We start from the raw sequence: 19,171 nt of genomic DNA, 5'->3' as shown, positions 1-19,171 counted from the left end.
CTTACATCCCCGTCTTTATGAGCTTGCCTTTCATCTGACTAAGAGTTTTCATATGTTCTAACAGCTTTGTTCGAGCCTTACTTGGCGAAATCTTTGAAAACTGTATCTTGTCATTTGGCTTAGCTTGCCCAAGACGAGAAACGTCAGGAGTAGTGACGACGGCGATTTTCGGATAGCCCCCAGTTGTCTGCGCATCTCGCATCACTAAGATCGGCTTACCGCTTCTAGGCACTTGAACCGCCCCAACTGGTATAGCGTCAGAAACCATGTTCAACGAGTCTTTTTGTTCCACCTTTGCGCCATCAAGCCTATAGCCCATCCTGTCAGACTCGGCGGTTACGGTGTAGATGCTGGACAGCAACGTCTCTAAGCCTCGGTCTGTGAAATAGTCAGATTGCGGCCCGAGCACAACTTCAACCATCACGTCATTGCTATAACAGGGAATAAGTTCTTGAGGCATTAAGAAGCCTGACTTCAGAAATGTACTTGGCATATACGTTTGAATGACATCTCCCGCCTTCAACCGTCTTCCCTCAAAACCGCCGAATCCACCACGAACATAAGTTGATCTACTGCCCAACACCACAGGCACGTCTACCCCTCCCCTCACTGCCACATAGGCTCTACACCCACTTTGCAGACGCCCAAAAGAAAGAACATCACCATTGCAAACATGCAACGTTTGCCAACCAGCATCATTTTCACCGTTTATGGTAGGCAAAAAAGCAGCGCCTGTGATTGCAATCTGAGCGTCATTGATAAACTCGAGCTCTGGACCCAGCAAAGTCATTTCCAAGCAGGCATCATTAGGCTTGTTGCCTACCAAAAGATTCGCCACAACAAAGGCATAGTTATCCATCACTCCAGAAACTGGTACACCATATCTTTGAAAGCCGTACCGTCCTAAGTCTTGAACTGTCGTAAAAAGACCAGACTTAATCACTTTACATGATTTCATTTTTGTTGTTCCTGACTGAAGTTTTGAAACTCTTCTTTTACGACTTGTTTGAACTTCACAGTGTCGCCGGGTTGTATCAAGGCTGGTGGATGCTTTCTGGCGTCGAAAAACTTTAGAGGAGTTCGACCAATTATCTGCCATCCTCCCGGAGACTCACACGGGTATATGCCTGCCTGTTTTTCAGCTATCCCTACAGATCCTGCTGGAACTCGCAGCCGCGGTGTTTTCAGTCTCGGTGTCGCAATTTCATCGGCTACCTCGCCTAAGTAGGGGAAGCCAGCGACAAAACCAATCATATAAACTGTGTATTTCCTTTCGCTATGTAGTCTAATAACGTCTTCTTTATCGAGATCGTGATATTTAGCAACATAACCGAGGTCGGGTCCATATTTGCCGCCGTAAACCACGGGCACTTCAATTAGCCGCTTTCGGATTGAAACATTAAATTCGTCAAGTCTTTCTTCAAGGTCTTTTAATCTAAAGACCAACTGTTCGTAGCTTGTCTTCAACGGGTCATAGTAAACGAGGAGTGAACGGTATGTTGGTACACATTCTTCAACATTTTGCAGCTCAAGCTGGGAAATTGCACGATTCAAGGTGTGCACCTTCTGGTTGACATCTAGGCTTATTGTGTTACCGAATTCAATCAATAATGCTCTGTCGCCCACAGGCATGTACTTCGCAGTTTGATACAATATTTGCACCTAGATGAAAGTACCTATCGGCATGACTTGAACGTCTGCAGCCAGAAGCGCTTTCTTGACGGCTTTTGCAAGCTCTACAGAGTTTAGCGTGTCACCGTGGACGCAAATCGTGTGCACTTCGTCAAATTTCACAGTTTGACTGTCGATGGCTGTGACTCTTTTTTCCTTTATCATACTTACTGTTCTCTCAGCTGCAAGCTTGGCGTCTTCAATCACCGCTCCTGCTCCGTTTCTGGAGACTAAGCTGCCATCTGGATTATATGCTCTGTCAACAAAGACTTCAGAAGCAACACGTAAACCAGCCTCAGTCGCCATCTTCGCAATCTTAGAGTTTGCCAAAGCGAAAAGCACGAGTTTTGGGTTAATAGCATCTACTGCTTCAATTATAGCGTTTGCATAAGCCTCATTCTTAGCTGCGGTGTTGTAGAGGGCTCCGTGAGGCTTGACGTGCTGCAAATGCGTGTCAGCAGCTTTTGTGAAAGCTTCGAGGGCGCCTACCTGATAGACAACAATGTTTTTCACTTCTTCTTTTGAAAGGCTCATGTCGCGACGACCGAACCCCATCAAATCTGGAAAGCCAGGATGCGCGCCTATTGCAACTTTATGTTCTTTCGCCAGCTTTACAGTCCGAGCCATAACGGCCGGGTCGCCTGCGTGGAAGCCGCAAGCAATGTTGGCAGAGGTTATGAAGGGCATGATTTCTGCATCATGTCCAACTTTGAAGTTGCCGAAGCTTTCGCCGAGGTCGCAGTTGATGTCGATTTTAAGCTTCATCCGCTAGCCTTCTTGAGTTTAATGAAGGTAGTTAGGCATGCTTTCTGTTGCTGCAGAAGGCACAGGTAAGTCCTTCATGATTGCTAAGCCTGGCGGTGCGTTGATTACTTTTGGAATTGCGTTTACCACAATTGCCACAGTGCCTATATCACCGTGCACACAAGGCGTGATTTTCTGGTTTACGTTTGGAACACCTTTGATTGATATGACGTCGTATTCTTGTTCTGCGCCTATGTATGCTTGAAACTCAAGAGTAATAGCCTCATTCCCTTTTCTGTATCCTTTTGCCACTTGTCTCAGACCCGCAACATCACCAGCCTTAACTTCAACAGCCTCGCTTCTCTCGGGTCTTTTGGCGATAACGGGCTCAATCGAGCCAACTTTGATTCTATCCAGCTTCCAAGCTAAAGTTGCTGCAATCATCGAGACAGACTGTTCCAGACCTACGTGCCCCGTAATCCGTCTTTCTTCGATGGCTTTGTGAAACTTCCCTACGCTAAGACCAGCACCAATCTTCTTTTGGAAAGGCACTCGCCGAGTGGCAGCGTTCATAACCCGAACTGCCTTTATTTTTTCTATTTTTTGGCAGACTGCTGTAAGTGTGATGACTAGGGTGTCCATTAGAAAGCCGGGGTTTATGCCTGTGCCTAGAACTGTGGCTTGGTGTTTCTTCGCTAGTGCGTCCAGTTTTTCTGTAAGTTGTGGTTCTGAATAATAGGGATAGGAGAGTTCTTCGCAAGTTGACACTATATTGATGCCGTGTTTCACGATTTCTGCAAGCTGTGGCAAAACGTCTCTCAGATAGGATGAGGTTGTGTGCACCACAATGTTTGGATCTGTCTTTGAAAGCACCTCTTCGGTGTTGTTTGAAACAGTCACTCCGACACGTTTGCCTATATTCAATACTTCTCCCAAGTCTCTGCCTACTTTTTCCTTTGCCACGTCGATGGCTCCAACTATTTCTATTCCTTCCTTTTGGAGGAGAAAATTTGCAATGAGACTGCCGACTGCTCCTACTCCGTATAGAACTACTTTTATTTTCTCCATCTTCTCAACCTTTTTATTTTTGTTGCCTTGTGTTTGGATATAGGTGTTTCGTAGTTGTATGTTTCGGTATTTTTGGGCGAAGACGTTTACGTTTGTAAAGTTTTATATCGGAGACTTACTTCTATTCCAGAAGAGCAAAACGGTGTCTGCCACAAATGACAAGAGTAAAACGGAGTGTCATAATTGTTAAGGAGCCACCCAGAGAACGGCTAACGGAGCAGAAAGCCTAATGAAACCAACGCTCATCCCAAAAGAGATTCGTGAAAAAGCAAAATACTGCTTTGAATGCGGCATTTGTACCGCAAGCTGTCCCATGGCAGAGCTGCTGCCAACGCATTACAACCCTCGGACTCTCTTACAGAAAGTCTTCACAGAACCCGAAAAAACTTTGAAAGAAGATAGACTTTGGCTCTGTGCATGGTGCTACGAGTGCTACAAACGCTGCCCGCAAGGACTCAAACCACCAGAGATATTTCAGCTTCTGAAAAATGAAACTGCAAAACGTGGACTTTTTAATGGTTTCAAAGAAGCAGTTTCAACAATAGAGGAAAATGTGCCTTTTCCAGTAATTTGCTGGTACACATGTTTTCATCCTGAACGAGCAGAAGCAGGTGATGAAAAGATAGCCGATGCTCTGGAGAAATTAATCACGCGGCGGATGCAAACAAAAAAGAAAGAAACATACGCAACTCACAAAGAAAAGGTTGCAATAATCGGCTCAGGCCCAGCAGGATTTACAGCCGCCTGCGAACTGGCAGAAAAAGGCTACCCTGTTACGATTTTTGAAGCTCTTCCCGAAGCGGGAGGTATGCTAAGGAAGAGCATGCCAGAGTATAGACTGCCCAGAAAAGCGCTTGAAAGCGAAATTCAACGTTTGAAAGATTTAGGCGTGGAAATAAGAACCAACACAACGATTGGAAAAGATGTTAGTTTTGATGAGCTTTGGCGAGAGGGGTACAAGGCGGTGTTTGTTGCGGTTGGCGCTCATAAAAGCCGAAAACTGGGAATCGAAGGTGAAGAGCTGGAAGGAGTTGTTGACGCCTTAGAGTTTCTCTGGAAAGTAAACATGCAGCAGAAAGTAAGCCTTGGAAAGAAAGTTGCGGTAATTGGCGGTGGAAACGTTGCCGTCGACGCTGCCAGGACTGCACTTCGCCATGGAGCTGAAGAGACTGTTATTCTTTACAGAAGATCACGAGAGGAGTTGCCTGCTAACCCTTGGGAAGCTATGGAAGCAGAAAAAGAAGGTGTGAAAATCAAGTTTTTGGTGACGCCACTAAAGATTTTAGAGAAAGATGGAAATGCTGTGAGGTTGGAATGCATAAAAATGAAGCTGGGAGAGCTAGATGAAACTGGCAGAAAAAGACCTATACCTGTTGAGGGCTCTGAATTTTCTCTAGAGCTTGATATGGTAATAGTTGCTATTGGAGAGGCAACAGAAACTGGTTTCCTGCCTAAGAAAGTGGAAGTAGGCAGAGGTAACAGAATTCTGGTTAACCCGATTACCATGGGAACCAGCATGACAGGAGTTTTTGCAGGCGGAGACACGGTTACTGGACCAGCAACTGTGATAGGAGCTGTTCTTGCTGGAAAACGAGCTGCATGCTCCATCAACCAATATTTAACAAAGACTAAAGAAAGGGAGGAAAAATAACCTGGCGACTGAAAGGAAAGCTGAAGAAGAGCCACGAATAGGCGTCTACGTATGCCACTGCGGTTTGAACATAGCGGGTACGGTTAACTGTGAAGAAGTGGCAAAGTTCGCCGCTACTCTTCCCCACGTGATCATTGCAAAAGATAACCGCTACACATGCTCCGATCAAGGTCAAGAACTCATCAAAAACGACATCAAAGAATACAACATCAACCGCGTAGTTGTCGCTTCCTGCTCTCCACGCCTCCACGAGCCTACTTTTAGAAAGGCGTGTGAAGAAGCTGGATTGAACAAGTATCTTTTCGAAATGGCTAACATACGGGAGCATTGTAGTTGGGTACACCTCCACGAAAAAGAGGCAGCAACAGAGAAAGCTAAGGACTTGGTTAGAGCGGCTGTGGCGAAGGCTACTCTTCTTGAGCCGGCAATCGAAACCGAAGTTCCCATAATTAAAAAGGCATTAGTAATCGGTGGCGGAGTGGCTGGAATTCAGGCAGCCTTAGACTTGGCTGATACGGGCTATATAGTGTATTTGGTGGAAAAAGAGCCAAGCATCGGCGGAAGGATGGCGCAGATTGACAAAACTTTCCCTACGATGGACTGTTCAATCTGTATTCTTGCACCAAAAATGTCCGACTTAGGCCATCATCCTAACATTGAGCTGTTAACTAACAGCGAGGTCCAAGCGGTTGAAGGATACATTGGAAACTTCAAGGTAAAAGTGCTGAAAAAACCTAGGTATGTGACGAATGACTGCAGCGCTTGTAACGACTGCTCAGAAGTGTGCCCCGTAACTGCGCCAAATGAGTTTGACGTGGGCTTGGCAACGAGGAAGGCTATTTACACGCCTTTCGCTCAAGCGGTGCCGTCAACCTACATAGTTGACTGTGAAATATGCCTCAACAAAGAAGGCGTCATGGCGTGCGAGAAGTGCATAAAAGCCTGCGAACGACAAGCCATAGACTTCGACATGAAACCCGAAACCCTAGAATTAGAAGTCGGTACGATAATTGTGGCAACAGGCGCTGACGTACACGATCCTTCTTCGCTGACAAATTATGGATACACCCACTACCCGAACGTAATAACCTCCCTCGAATTTGAAAGACTAATCAACGCAGGCGGACCCTCTGGAGGAAACCTCATACGCCCAAGCGACATGAAAATCCCTGAAGCAGTTGCCTTCATCCAATGTGTAGGCTCGCGATCTGAAAAGGGAAACCTCTATTGCAGCAACGTGTGCTGCATGAACACGATAAAAGACAGTCTTCTAATCAAAGAACACTGGCCTGACGTTAAGATATACGTTTTTTACGTGGATGTGAGGGCCTTTGGAAAGGGCTTCGAAGACCTGTATAGAAGAGCGAAGGAAGAAGGCGCAGTATTCATTCGAGGGTTGCCGGCAGAAGTCGTTGAAGACTGGAAAACTCACAACTTGTGGTTAATTGGGGAGAACACGCTTCAAAAAGAGCTGTACAAGGTTAACGTGGACATGGTGATCCTTTCAGTTGGCATCGAACCTTGCCACGACAGCAACGTTATTCAACGTCTCTTCACGCTGTCTCGAACTTCTGACGGATTTTTCATGGAAGCTCATCCAAAGCTTAGACCTGTAGACACCCCTACTGGAGGAGTCTTTCTAGCAGGCTGCGCTGAATCTCCAAAGGACATAAAAGACAGCGTAACCCAAGCGAGCGCCGCAGCGGCACGTGCTAGCATCTTGATGGCGCAAGGGAAAGTAACGGTTGAAGCCATCACACCTGAACCTATCACCGAAAACTGTCAGCTCTGCGGATTATGCTCCCGAGTTTGCCCCTACAACGCCATAGTTGTGGACAAGGAGCAAAAACTGGTCGAGGTCATCGAGGCTGCTTGTGCTGGGTGTGGCACTTGTGGCGCCGAATGTCAATTTGAAGCGTTACATATGCGCCACTTCACGAACGCCCAAATTTTAGCTCAGATCGACGCGTTGACCGAAGAGGATGCCGACAAGAAGATAATTGCGTTTTGCTGCAATTGGTGCGCTTACGCAGGAGCAGACTTCGCAGGCGTCAGCCGAATGCAGTATCCGCCAAACGTACGCATAATTCGAACGATGTGCTCGGGAAGAGTGTCCCAGAAGTTTGTAGAACATGCCTTTGCCAGAGGCGCCGGCGCTGTGATAGTTGCCGGATGTCACCCAGGCGACTGCCACTACATCGACGCTAACTATCAAACACAGAAAAGGGTGGAGCGGCTGTGGAAGAAAATGGAGAGACTGGGAGTTGACAAGGATAGGCTTCAGCTTCTGTGGGCTTCCGCTGCTGAAGGCGAGAGAGTCGCGTCTAAGGTACGTGAAATGCAAGCAACTTTGAAAAAGCTAATACTCGAGGAAGTGGAAAAGTCGAAGACAGCTTTTGCAGGGAGCTAGGAGGGTTGATTGTGCCTCAGAAAATGTGGAGAAAACCGTTAGACACCGAAAAAATCAAGTTGCCTAAGGCAGAAATTCACATAATACCAGATTTATGCAAAGGCTGCGATTTCTGCATCGAATTCTGCCCAAAAAAAGTGTTAGAAAAATCCGACCAGCTTAACAAGAGGGGCGTGTACCCTCCAAAGGGGGTGGATGAAAGCAAATGTGCCCTCTGCGGCTTTTGCACAGCCATCTGCCCCGATTTTGCCATTTTTACCATTGAAAAGAAATGTAAAGAAGGTTGTGAGGATGGAGAAAAAGAGTAGAGCCGTTCTTACTGGAAAGCATTTCCTGAGCGGCGATTTAGCCTGTGCAGAAGGAGCGCTCGCCGCTGGATGCCGATTCTTCGGTGGCTACCCTATCACTCCTGCTACTGAAATTGCTGAGCGAATGTCTAGGCGACTGCCTGAAGTTGGCGGCGTTTACATTCAGATGGAAGACGAAATCGGCTCCATTGCCGCTGTTATCGGCGCTTCTTATGCGGGTAAAAAAGCCATGACTGCAACTTCGGGTCCAGGATTCAGTCTAATGCAGGAAAATATAGGATTGGCTGCTATGACTGAGGCTCCCCTCGTTATTGTGAATATAATGCGTGGCGGTCCCAGCACTGGGCAGCCTACCATGCCTGGTCAGCAAGACGTAATGCAAGCGAAGTGGGGTTCTCACGGAGATTACGAAATTATAGCTCTAGCTCCTTCGTCTGTTCAAGAAATGTTTGATCTAACTATTGTATGTTTCAACCTTGCCGAAACTTACCGCGTTCCAGTTATTTTGTTATCTGACGCGATTATTGGTCATATGTGGGAGAGAGTAAAGATTCCTCCGCCAGAAGAAATTGCTCTTGTTAATCGCAAGAAACCGAGGGTGCCGCCGAATGAATATCAACCCTTTAAACCTGACGAAAACTTAGTTCCTTTTATGGCTTGTTTCGGAGAAGGCTACCGCTTCCACGCTACCGGTTTAACACATGACGAAAAAGGTGCGCCCAAAACGGTAAGCATCGAAGAGCAAACCAAACTTGTCAAGAGACTATGCGACAAAATTCGCAAGAACGCTGAAAAAATAATCAAAGTTGAAGAAGTGATGTTGGAGGACGCTGAGGTGGCAGTTATCGCTTACGGAATTACTTCTCGCTCAGCGTTAAGTGCAGTGCGAAAAGCTAGAAAGGGGGGAATACAAGCGGGACTTCTTCGACTAATCACAATTTGGCCATTTCCAGAAGAAATTGTTGCCAAAATCGCTAAACAAGTTAAGGCCATAATTGTTCCTGAAATGAATTATGGACAGCTAGTTAGGGAAGTTGAAAGAGCGGCAAAGACGACTCCCGTCTTTTTTCTTTCGAAACTCGGTGAAGAACCCCATCGACCTTCAGAAATCGTGGAAGAAATGAGGAGGATTTTGAAATGACAGAGTCAGATTTGATGTTGCGGCATCCCTTGGCGAAATATTTGAGACGGGAAAGAATGCCACACATTTGGTGCGAAGGCTGCGGAAACGGCATTCTGCTGAACAGCTTCTTCGAGGCTCTTGACGAGCTTAAGCTCGACTTAGACAAGATAGTTGTTGTTTCGGGAATCGGATGCATTGGACGTGCAGCTGGGTATGTTAACGTTGACTCGTTTCACACGACCCACGGCAGAGCAATCGCCTTCGCAACAGGAGTGAAACTTGCCAACCCTGACCTACAAGTCGTAGTCATCAGCGGCGACGGCGACCTCTTCGCTATTGGCGGAAACCACTTCATTCACGCTGCCCGTAGAAACGTCGATATCAAAGTTATCTGCGCCAACAACTTTAACTACGGAATGACTGGCGGCCAGTACGGACCGACCACGCCTTTGGATGCGTGGACTACAACCACTCCTTACGGAAACGTTGAACATCCCTTCAACCTAGTTCATCTGGCTGCTGCGTCTGGCGCCGTGTATGTTGCACGATGGACAACTCTTCAAGCGAGAAGACTGAAAAACTCGATAGAGAAGGCGCTGCAAAAGGAAGGCTTCTCCTTCATTGAAGTTGTATCACCATGCCCAGAAATCTATGACCGCTACAACAAGCTTGGAACAGCAGTTGAAGTAATGAAATGGTTTAAGCTGGTGTCGCAAGTCCAACACGGATACGATCCTGCAAAAGCAGAAATCACAAAAAACCAAATAATAATCGGCGAGTTTGTCGACATTGAAAAGCCAAGCTATGGAAGGTTACTCCGAGAAATGACAGCTAAAGTGCAAAAGAAGCTCAAAGGAGAGGAAGCCAAATGAGAACTGAAGTAAGATTTGCAGGATTCGGAGGACAAGGCATAATCCGATCAGGCTTAATACTTTCCGTGGCGGCCTGCATTTACAGCGATAAAAACGCCGTACAAACTCAATCCTATGGACCGGAATCAAGAGGCGGTAGCTGCAAATCCGAAGTGGTCATAGCAGACGAGGAGATAGACTTTCCAAAAGTAGACAACCCAGATATAGTGATGATAATGTCGCAGGAAGCCTACCACAAATACGTCAACACAACAAAGAAAGGTGCAACAATCCTCGTTGACCCAGACATGGTGACGGAGAGAAGTGACCCATCAGACACAAAAATATATGATGTCCCGGCGACGAAATTCGCTGGAGAAATTGGCAAAACAATAGTAGCAAACGTAGTTATGTTGGGCGCTCTAACAGCCATCACAAACATAGTCACACCTGAAGCCATGAAAAAAGCCGTTTTACAGAACGTCCCGAAAGGAACTGAAAAGCTGAATATGGCGGCGTTTGAAAAAGGCCATGATTACGGCAAACAACTCGTAAAAAGCTAAGGCAAATACGAGTAAGCTATTTCACAAATAAAAATGGAAGATTATGATGAAAATCTATGGAATAGTCAGGAGTCCAAACAAGAAAGGAAACGTAGACCTTATTGTTTCGCAAGTGCTGAAGGGTGCAAAAAGCCGAGGGACAGAGATAGAGAAAATATACCTTAACGACTTGAGGATAAAGCCGTGTCAAGACTGTGTCGAAGATCCTTATCCAAAATATTGCTTCTTCGAGGATGACATGGAGCAAATTTACAACATGTTGGAATATTGTGAAGCCGTAGTGCTGGGGTCTCCGGTCTATTTTGACACTATTAGTGCTCAAGTTAAGTTGATGATAGACCGTTCAAATTGTCTTATGCCTTGGACTAAGCTTCCTGACGGAAGTTTCGGTTTGTTCGGAGGATGAAGAAAAAGAAGAAAAGAGTTTTCGTTGCAGTCGCAGGCTTGGAACAGGAATTCGAAACAATATTGACAACTGTTAAGGGGGTTCTTTAACTGGGCTAATATAGAACTCACCGAAACCATTCTCTATCCTCACGACGAAAAATATGGCGGAGTCAGGGATGATGAAAGCTTGATGAAAAAAGCTTTCCAAATAGGCGCTCTACTTGTCGATAGGTGAAAGAAAGTTGAAGATCGGTATAATAGCAGATACACACGACAATTTGCCTCTAGTTGACAAGGCAATAGAGAGGCTCAACCGAGAAAAGGTAGAAATGGTGCTTCATGCAGGCGATTATGTTGCGCCTTTCACGATAATGCGTTTCAAACAATTAAAAGCAAAACTGATCGGTGTCTTTGGAAACAATGACGGTGACCACGATTTTTTGAAGAAACGATTCGCAAGCATTGAAACAGCAGAGATTCGAGGCAACTTCGCCGAGGTTATGGTTGACGGGTTGAAGATTGCATTACTGCATGGTGAAGACGAAGAGCTTTTGCAATCGCTTGTCAACACTGAAAGCTATGACGTGGTGATTTGTGGGCACTCCCATGAAGCAAAGACGTACAAGAAAGGCAAAACAACAGTAATCAATCCTGGAGAGGTGTGTGGTTATTTGAGCGGAAAATCTACGCTAGCTCTGTTAGACATAGCGACTCGAGAAGTGACGATTGTTCAGCTATAGTCAGCTCCGCCTTTTTCGTTTAATCTTCTCTATAGCCTTGTTTACTCCTTCCCATCCTTCGACTGTTTTCGAATGGACGATTTCGAAGGCTTCCTTCGACGTCATCAACGTCAACTCCTCACCTGTGGCTGTTCGCAAAAGATATCTTGCAGCCCGCAACACATCACCATTCAGCCGAGAGTCTGCTTGATCTGCTAAGTGGCAGATTAATGCTTCAACGGTTCTAGGCCACATCGGTCCTGCTTGGCCTCCGTGGTGGGCGCAAACTATGTGAACCAGATCTAACGGGTAGTCTCTTCGAATTAGTTCGGATGTGATGAGGGTTAAATGGTCTAGGCGTTCTCCAAGATGTGTAGTAGAATAGCCTTCGCCTTCCATCTCGTAAGTTAAGGGTTTGAAAATGTCATGCAACACAACGCCTGCGAGCACAAGGTCACGGTTCACTTTGCCGCCATATATTTTTTTGACAACATTACAGAGCTTTAATGCAATCTCAGCAGTCGCAATTGTGTGCTCAATGAATCCTCCGGGATAGCTGTGATGACGTGACAGACCAGCAGGAGAAGTCTCAAGGAGTAAACCGGAATAAACCATTCCGCCAATCTCGATTTTCGGATTCTCAACTATTTCGGCAACTTTTTTTCGAAGATTTTTGTTTTTTATTAGGGTGATAATCCGGTTTAAACGAGAGTTTTTGGTCATACAAAGCCACTTTTCAGTGTCGAAATTAGAATCTTGTACCTCTAAATAAGTTCTCCCTTAGCGGTCATTATGACCTTTCCACCGACAAATACGTCGATTTTTCCTTCTCTGCTTTCTGCCCTTAAAAGAAGCAGCGAAGGCCGACCTATTTCATAGCCCTGTTCGACCCGAATGTTAATTCGATCTTTTCTAAAATACCTGTGTTTCACCAAATATCCCGCCAGACAACCATTTGCACTTCCAGTAGCTGGGTCCTCAGGCACACCGAAATAATCGGCAAAAAATCGAACATTTAAATCATTTTCTTGGCTATATGTTTCGGGGCAAAAGATGAGTATGGCTTTAGCCTGGATATCTTTGATCAATTCAAAGTATTTGTCTCTGACTATTCTAGCCCGCTTCACGGCATCTAAGTTTTTCAATGGGACTATTATGTCAGGGACTCCTGTAGAAACCTCTTGAATAGGGAATCCATTGTCCATATCTCTAGCACCAAGACCTAAAACCTGTGAAATCGACTCAGCGTCGAAGATTTGGCCAAAAGTCGGTTGTAATTGCTTCATCCACAAAATGTCTACATTTCCTTCAATATAACTAAGCGAAACAGGAATCCGCCCCACCTTCAAATTTAGGACTATCTTGTCGATAGGTTTTTTGACAATTTCACGTTGTATCACGTAAGCAGTCCCCAGTGTTGGATGGCCAGCGAAGGGCAGCTCTGTTTCTGGTGTGAAAATGCGGACATCATATCCACCATCTCGTCTTTCATCTGACAAAATGAATGTTGTTTCTGAATAGTTCATCTCCTTAGCAATTTTTTGCATTTCCTTATCGGAGAGTTGCTTGGCGTCTCTGATGACTGCGAGTTGGTTACCTGCGTATTTTTCTTCAGTAAACACATCCACTATAAAAAAAATGAGTGTTTCCATATTTGGTTCCTCCCAAAGTATTCAGCCAACATCTCTCTTTGCTAACTCGCTGTTTTGAACTTTCCGTTTTTCCTGCGCCGCCAGGTTATGTGCTAAGCGAATGGGTTTTGAAATCCGATAACGTGGAGTGCAATGCTTAACGACTTCTATTGCTCTCTCTAGCGAAACCATGTGTCCAACGCTGACATAGACAGGGTGTGTCCCTTTTCTAGTTATAAGGGCCACCCCGACAACTTCTTTCTTATCCGTTATAGGCGCCCAGTTTTCCGCATTAAACTCGCCAACATCCCCTATTAACGGGCTTTTTGCAGCGCCAATTGTCGGCTTGCCGAGAACAAGTCCTAAGTGGCTGGCGAATCCAAGCCTGTAAGGATGCATTATTCCTTGTCCGTCAACAAGTAAAACATCTGGCTGCAAGCATAACTTCTTGATAACCGCAACTGCTGGCGGAATTTCTCTGAAAGACAATAACGTGGGAATGTATGGAAACTCTGTTTTTACGTGGGTGGTTTTTGATTCAACGAGGGAAAGCGAGTCATAGTCGAGAACTGCAGCTGCGCTAACTGAGAACTCTTCGGTGTAGGCAACATCTACTCCGCCAACGTAACGTATTTTCTCAGAAAGGGTGTCTCTCCAAATTATACGCTTGGATACTTTAAGCTGTGCAGCGTGAGCTTTTTTAACAGAAAACCACGATGAAACTTTCTTGCGTTTGGATTTTCGTAGAGACAAAACAGCGACCTTACTTCTTTGTCTTCAAGACCTTTTCAAGCTTCTTAATCGAACGCTCAAGTGAACTTCTACGCACTTCAATTGTAACGTCTCCACGGGTAGCTTCTATAATTCGCCTTGCAACGTCAAACTTCCGCCTTAGTTCAGGAACAACACGCAAAGCCTCATCCATAACCATAAATTCGCCATAGATGAGTTCCATCGATTCAAGACTTTTCTCAGCAACCTTCACATCCCCTTTTCGAAGAGAATCTAAAGCTCTGCGTCTAAGCTCGCCGACAACATCTGCTAATCCAAGCAAATACGAAGTTGACGGTACACCAATTTTCTTATGGCCGACAAACTTGTTATCTTGCGCCAACTTGAGAAAAACGTGGGCTTCAGTATATTCTTGAAAAGCAGCGTCCACAATGCCTGCATGGACAAGTTTCTGATGAACCTCAGGAACTTCATCAAGTATGATAAAAAGTTTCGTTGTCTCATTCAGCATTTCCTTTGCTTTTTCAAGCTGTTCTTTATGCACCAGGAAAATTGCCTGCTTTGAGAGACGTGTTGCTTTTCGCATCGCGTCATAAAGTTCATCTTTGATTTCTTCTCTTTCCTTCATTTCTCTTTCGATCTTGCTTAGGATTTTTTTAAGTGTCATTTATATAAGCTCCAGAATTGCTTTGCAAAGTGATTCGCGAGTTGTCTTAATAGGCTTTCTGATGAGGTCTCAGGTTGATAGAATTCTCCAGCCTACTTAACAAAACTACCCGACTTTTATTTGATTCGTCAAGCACCTTGTAGCCTGTTTTCTCAGCTAGTGAAGCAGCAAAGTCTCGGATTTCTTCATGTAACGGCATGTTTGTATATGTCAATCTCAGCCGTGAAAATCCAACATGCATGTAGGCTTTGGGCTCCACGTATGTGGGATTGGGTTTTTCTACCAGTTTGGCGTAGAGTTCTGGATGTTTAAGGTTGAGGTGTCGCACTAATGTTATGCGCATAACGGTGGGACATTTGAAGCTTGGCAGCAAAGAAAGGGTTTCGTTTAGTTTTTCCCAAGCGTTTGGGATTTGAGGTTGACAAGTTTCATAGAAAGTTTTTTTGTCTGGAGCACATGTTGAAATGTACAGTTGGGTGGGCTCTTCGCTTAATTTAGATAGTGCTTCTGGTATGGTGCCGTTGGACACGAGGAATGTTGTGAATCCTCTTTTATGGAAGGATTTGATCAGTTCTCCAAGTCGCGGATAGAGCGTTGGTTCGCCCGTTAGGCTTATGGCAGCGTGTCTGGGCTTCAACGCTTCTCCATATTTCTTATTGTCTGCTTTGGGGTTTGCTTTGTAGCCACTCAAAAGCCTCATTTGCGCCCTTATACAACCCTCCACAATGTCCTCGGGCTCGTCGCAGAGTGGCAGCTCTGTTTCTTCCCACTTCAATCCTTTGTCTCCGCTTTGAGCCCTCCAACAAAACAGACACCGCATCGTACAGCTGAAGACTGTCGGCGTCATTTGTATACATTGATGTGTTTTTACTCCATAGAACTTCTGTTTGTAGCAGGGTTGGTCGTGGATTAACGTGTTGTAAAGCCATCGACAACGTTTGACTGCTGAGTGCTGGCCTACCACATGATATTTTTGAGCTTTCATCAGTTGAAAGAGTTCCTTTTGGACTGAGGGCTGCAATGTTGAATCTCCGAAAGGGTTTAAGAACTAAAAAGATCGGGTTACAAATAAGAGTACCTTTGGCTTGCAACCTGCATTTTTTATTGTTGAAAACAGTAATTTATTTCTTGAAACTTTTTTGCAAACTTTTCCACTTTTCGTTTAACTTTGTCAGGGTCTTTTTTGTCGATTGTTACCTGTTTGATGAACTCGGCGATTTGCTCCATCTCATCCTCCTTCATCCTCCGCCTCGTTACTTCACAAGTGCCAAGCCTCACTCCACAGTCAGCAATTATGTTTGCCTTCTCAAGCCGCTCAGCCACTCCTCGTCCTTGCTTATATCCTCCGTAATCTAATAGAACCTGATGCGACCTTGTATAGCCAAGGTTTAAGCCGACAACAGGAAATCCATAATCATGTAATGCATTTGCAAGAGCCTGCGCGTTGCGAATAACCTGTTCAGCGTAGGCGCTTCCAAACTTTTCCATCTCAGCTAAGGCTAGGGTTAGAGCAGCTATTCGATTCCAGTGAGCATTGTCCACAAAAGTTGGGTAAATCCTTTCTTTCAAGAATTCTCCATGTTCTTTGTCTGCAAGTATTATACCTCCCTGTGGTCCGAACAACGTTTTGTGAGTTGACCCGAAAAGGGCTGAAGCACCCTCTTGAAGCGGTTTTTGAAATTTTCCACCAGCGATCAAACCCATAACATGGGAGCCGTCGAACCCCACATGTGCACCGACTGCTTTTGCCGCTTTGGCTACTTTGCGAACTGGGTGGGGATAGAGAAACATGCTGGCTCCAAAAATCACTGTACGAGGCTTGATTTGAACTATGGCTTCTATTGTCTTTTCAGCATCTATGTTCCTTTTTTCTTTAGAGAAAGGAAACGCTTCAACTTTTATTCTTAGAATTCTGGATAATCCTTCTTTCCACATTCCAGGATATCCGCCGTCTTCAGGTGAAACGCACATGAGAGTGTCGTCGTGCTTGGTGAAGTTTGCCAGAAAAATCAAGTCTGCTATGTGCCCCGAAAGAGGACGCAAATCTGCAGTTTCTGCTTTGAAGAGGTCTTTGGCAACTTTTTCTCCGTATTTTTCTATTTCGTCAGTAAAGTGAGTGCCCATGTAGAAATGGTTTGATGCGGTGTATCGGTGAGCTAGTTCCGAAGAGAGTAGGGAGCGAACTTGAGGGCTCATGATGTTTTCTGAAGGAATAAGGTTGATGCATTGTTTTCCACGCCACTGTTCGTGTTTTTGCACTAGGCTTAGAATATCCGAAATCATTCCAGTCACCTCAACTTATCAAGTTCTTTGCATCTCAGATATTTACCGCTTACGGAAAAACTAGCTTCTTTTCAGTTCTAATACATGAGTTTAATGAAAAAAGGAAATGATAATATAATCGAACAAAGACAACAGATAAAAGCTTAAAATGTCCCTTTACTAAGAAATGTCAACCTTCCATACAATGCCAGAACAAGAGGGAAAAAATTGCACAAAAAACTGCACATAAAAAGGATTACGACTTTCTCAATAATTCTACTCATCTTGACCTTTCTCACAGCCTGGCCTATACCGAAAGTTTCTGCCGAAGTTTCAATAAGTGGGCTTTCTCTAAATGAAGGACTTGTTGGGGATCTTGTTGAACTGGATGGGCAGATTAATACAACAGATGGGGCTTACGAAATTTTGTTTGATGGATCATTGGTTGAATCGGGAAATGCGAATTTAACAACTGTTGAGGACACATTTGTAGTTCCGAATAGCACAAAAGGCGACCACGTTGTGGCATTGAGAGACGTAGAGGCGAACATTACTAGCGACGCTACAACTTTCACAGTTAAAACAGGATACATTGTAAAAGCAACTAAGCCTCGCATTCAAGAAGATGAAAACGCCACAATTCTAGCTATTATTACAGGTGGAGAGGCAAACATTACATTGTCTGCAAATGTCACCGTAATGGATCCTGATAACAAAACTCATTCTTGCCCAAACTTCAACATAACCACAGAACAAAATGGCTATGGTGAAACAAGCAAGATCTATCCAACAGATTTCGATGCAGAACCTCATACTTTCTATGTTGGAACTTACAACCTAACGCTTAACGCTGCGCTCAACACAACTATCGGCAGTTTCACTGTAGGTCTTACTGATGCTGCAGAATATCATAGGTTTCAAGTTGTAAACACTAAAGCGGCAAACTACACCTTGCCAACTGACATAATGAAGATAACAATAACTCACAATGGAGAAACTGTTTTTACTTCTCCCACCATGAATGCCTCAGAAACTGGCGGCGTAATTATAGCAAATTGGACGATTTCTGCAAACGCTAGTATAGGGCTTTACATAGTAAACGTGATAAATACAACATCTATAGGCACAGAAAAGCCGGTGCCAGACAACCAAACCTTCACAATTGTTTCAAAGTCTTTTGCTTGCGAAGTTAACGCGTTTAATTTAGACGGTGAACCCGTTGAAGGGATTGTTGTGGAAGCAAACAATACTTTTACATCCACCATAAGTACTAATACCACCAATAAAGATGGACTTGCATCTTTTTACTTAGAAGCTACCAACTATATTTTCACCGCGTTCTTGAACGACTCACAAGTGGGTGCCACATCGGAAACAAGCCTTGCCGGAAATCTCACTGGAACTTTGGCGCTTAACATAAAATGTTCTCTCGCTCACATCAGAGTCGCAGTAAGAGATGCAGAGGGCAAGATGCTCCCCTTTGTGAGCATCAGCGCAAACTTCACGTATACTACGCGAGCAAACATAACAATTGCAAGGACGGCTTCCACTGAAACTAACCTAACAGGCGTAGCTACGCTTCGAAATCTCTTCATAAACATCAATTATACAATAAAAGCAAGTCGTTACGGTCAAACATTCAATACAACGATCTTAGACTTAGTGTCTACAAGCGGGTTCAACATGACATGTCCAACACTTGAACTTATCATAAAAGTCTTCGATAGAAGCAGTTCACTTTTTCGGGATGCGCTAGTAAAAGTTTATGATTGGGGTATTGGGTTAAGCGGTTTAGTGGGAGAAGGAAACACGAATGCAAGTGGAGAAGTTGCTTTTAATTTTACATTCGGAAAATACATTGTGAAGGTATACAAAGACGGCGTCCTCTTGAACGAAACAAGCATGTTCCTCAAAGACGATCCAACAAGCTTTGCGGTCTACTGCAAGCTTTACAACCTAACGCTTGAAGTTAGCGTGCTGGACTATTTTGGACAGGGAATATCAGACGCGAACGTTACCATAGAACGTGAAGGAACCATTCTTTCATCTTCGACCACTAGAGGAAACGGCGTTGCCCAATTCACCGAACTCATCGGGGGCGACTATAAGATCTTTGTCTACATAGCCGAAAAACCATACAAAATCACCACGCTGTATCTTCAAGAGCCAAAAACTGTTACTCTAAAAATAGAGGAAATCGTGTCAATCGGCGGCTTCATAACAGAAACAAGCCACTTCATCACAGCCGTCCTCATACTATTAGTGATTATTGTTTTTCTGCTTGCTTTTATTTATCGCAGGTTCAAATCGAGGCAGAAAGAAGAATAGCAATTGGAAAAAGTTTATAACGCGCAAGCGCCTAAGCCATTCTTGTTGAAAAGTGA

General features: G+C 44.7%; 19 protein-coding genes. 9 read left to right on the top strand and 10 right to left on the bottom strand.

Translation table 11 applies throughout. The features are described from left to right. Position 1: 1 nt before the first annotated feature. Genes OEX01_03165 through OEX01_03150 form a run of 4 tightly spaced genes read right to left on the bottom strand, consistent with a single transcriptional unit; the run spans position 2 to position 3,483 of the window. Entirely contained in the window at positions 2–958 is a 957-nt protein-coding gene (locus tag OEX01_03165; protein MDH5447989.1) for a biotin-dependent carboxyltransferase family protein, read from the bottom strand. Beyond that, complete coding sequence (pxpB, locus tag OEX01_03160) at positions 955–1,653, bottom strand: 5-oxoprolinase subunit PxpB (GenBank protein ID MDH5447988.1); 699 nt, start codon at positions 1,651–1,653, stop codon at positions 955–957. Before pxpB ends, OEX01_03165 begins: the two co-directional genes overlap by 4 nt. Positions 1,654–1,662: 9 nt before the next feature. Beyond that, the gene (locus OEX01_03155; protein MDH5447987.1) at positions 1,663–2,436 is read right to left on the bottom strand and encodes a 5-oxoprolinase subunit PxpA; all 774 of its coding nucleotides are present in this window, start codon (positions 2,434–2,436) and stop codon (positions 1,663–1,665) included. 18 nt (positions 2,437–2,454) lie between these two features. After that, entirely contained in the window at positions 2,455–3,483 is a 1,029-nt protein-coding gene (locus OEX01_03150; protein MDH5447986.1) for a hypothetical protein, read from the bottom strand. A gap of 229 nt (positions 3,484–3,712) precedes the next feature. Here OEX01_03150 and OEX01_03145 point away from each other — a divergent pair, with 229 nt between their 5' ends. From OEX01_03145 to OEX01_03110, 8 genes are all read left to right on the top strand, one after another. Beyond that, positions 3,713–5,134, top strand: coding sequence for an FAD-dependent oxidoreductase (locus OEX01_03145; protein MDH5447985.1), 1,422 nt, complete (start codon positions 3,713–3,715; stop codon positions 5,132–5,134). A gap of 1 nt (position 5,135) precedes the next feature. After that, complete coding sequence (gene hdrA2, locus OEX01_03140) at positions 5,136–7,544, top strand: CoB-CoM heterodisulfide reductase HdrA2 (GenBank protein MDH5447984.1); 2,409 nt, start codon at positions 5,136–5,138, stop codon at positions 7,542–7,544. Between the two features lie 11 nt (positions 7,545–7,555). After that, positions 7,556–7,852 (top strand): ferredoxin family protein, encoded by a 297-nt coding sequence (locus tag OEX01_03135; protein ID MDH5447983.1) that lies wholly within the window; start codon positions 7,556–7,558, stop codon positions 7,850–7,852. After that, complete coding sequence (locus tag OEX01_03130) at positions 7,836–8,993, top strand: 2-oxoacid:acceptor oxidoreductase subunit alpha (protein MDH5447982.1); 1,158 nt, start codon at positions 7,836–7,838, stop codon at positions 8,991–8,993. Before OEX01_03135 ends, OEX01_03130 begins: the two co-directional genes overlap by 17 nt. Further along, positions 8,990–9,847, top strand: coding sequence for a 2-oxoacid:ferredoxin oxidoreductase subunit beta (locus tag OEX01_03125; GenBank protein MDH5447981.1), 858 nt, complete (start codon positions 8,990–8,992; stop codon positions 9,845–9,847). Before OEX01_03130 ends, OEX01_03125 begins: the two co-directional genes overlap by 4 nt. Further along, positions 9,844–10,389, top strand: coding sequence for a 2-oxoacid:ferredoxin oxidoreductase subunit gamma (locus OEX01_03120; GenBank protein ID MDH5447980.1), 546 nt, complete (start codon positions 9,844–9,846; stop codon positions 10,387–10,389). Before OEX01_03125 ends, OEX01_03120 begins: the two co-directional genes overlap by 4 nt. A gap of 43 nt (positions 10,390–10,432) precedes the next feature. After that, positions 10,433–10,795, top strand: coding sequence for a flavodoxin family protein (locus OEX01_03115; GenBank protein MDH5447979.1), 363 nt, complete (start codon positions 10,433–10,435; stop codon positions 10,793–10,795). 202 nt (positions 10,796–10,997) lie between these two features. Beyond that, positions 10,998–11,516, top strand: a complete 519-nt coding sequence (locus OEX01_03110) for a metallophosphoesterase (protein MDH5447978.1) — start codon at positions 10,998–11,000, stop codon at positions 11,514–11,516. Here the strand turns inward: OEX01_03110 and OEX01_03105 are convergent, their stop codons facing one another. From OEX01_03105 to OEX01_03080, 6 genes are all read right to left on the bottom strand, one after another. Then, complete coding sequence (locus OEX01_03105) at positions 11,517–12,218, bottom strand: HD domain-containing protein (GenBank protein ID MDH5447977.1); 702 nt, start codon at positions 12,216–12,218, stop codon at positions 11,517–11,519. It abuts the gene before it with no gap. 41 nt (positions 12,219–12,259) lie between these two features. After that, the gene (locus OEX01_03100) at positions 12,260–13,147 is read right to left on the bottom strand and encodes a PhzF family phenazine biosynthesis protein (GenBank protein MDH5447976.1); all 888 of its coding nucleotides are present in this window, start codon (positions 13,145–13,147) and stop codon (positions 12,260–12,262) included. Between the two features lie 21 nt (positions 13,148–13,168). Continuing rightward, positions 13,169–13,879 carry an endonuclease V gene (locus OEX01_03095; protein MDH5447975.1) on the bottom strand — a complete coding sequence of 237 codons (711 nt, stop codon included), beginning with the start codon at positions 13,877–13,879 and terminating at the stop codon, positions 13,169–13,171. Between the two features lie 10 nt (positions 13,880–13,889). Continuing rightward, complete coding sequence (locus OEX01_03090; protein MDH5447974.1) at positions 13,890–14,525, bottom strand: hypothetical protein; 636 nt, start codon at positions 14,523–14,525, stop codon at positions 13,890–13,892. A gap of 46 nt (positions 14,526–14,571) precedes the next feature. Next, positions 14,572–15,510 carry a 4-demethylwyosine synthase TYW1 gene (gene twy1, locus OEX01_03085; protein ID MDH5447973.1) on the bottom strand — a complete coding sequence of 313 codons (939 nt, stop codon included), beginning with the start codon at positions 15,508–15,510 and terminating at the stop codon, positions 14,572–14,574. 116 nt (positions 15,511–15,626) lie between these two features. Beyond that, on the bottom strand, positions 15,627–16,808 hold the full coding sequence (locus tag OEX01_03080) for a hypothetical protein (GenBank protein ID MDH5447972.1): 1,182 nt from the start codon (positions 16,806–16,808) through the stop codon (positions 15,627–15,629). Between the two features lie 207 nt (positions 16,809–17,015). Between OEX01_03080 and OEX01_03075 the strand changes: the two genes are divergently transcribed. Further along, entirely contained in the window at positions 17,016–19,115 is a 2,100-nt protein-coding gene (locus OEX01_03075) for a carboxypeptidase-like regulatory domain-containing protein (GenBank protein ID MDH5447971.1), read from the top strand. Positions 19,116–19,171 lie beyond the last annotated feature (56 nt).

It is taken from the genome of Candidatus Bathyarchaeota archaeon (assembly GCA_029882535.1).
GTDB lineage: Archaea > Thermoproteota > Bathyarchaeia > Bathyarchaeales > SOJC01 > JAOUKM01.
Note: the sequence above shows the minus strand (reverse complement) of the source record. Positions and strands in the feature narration are given on the sequence as shown.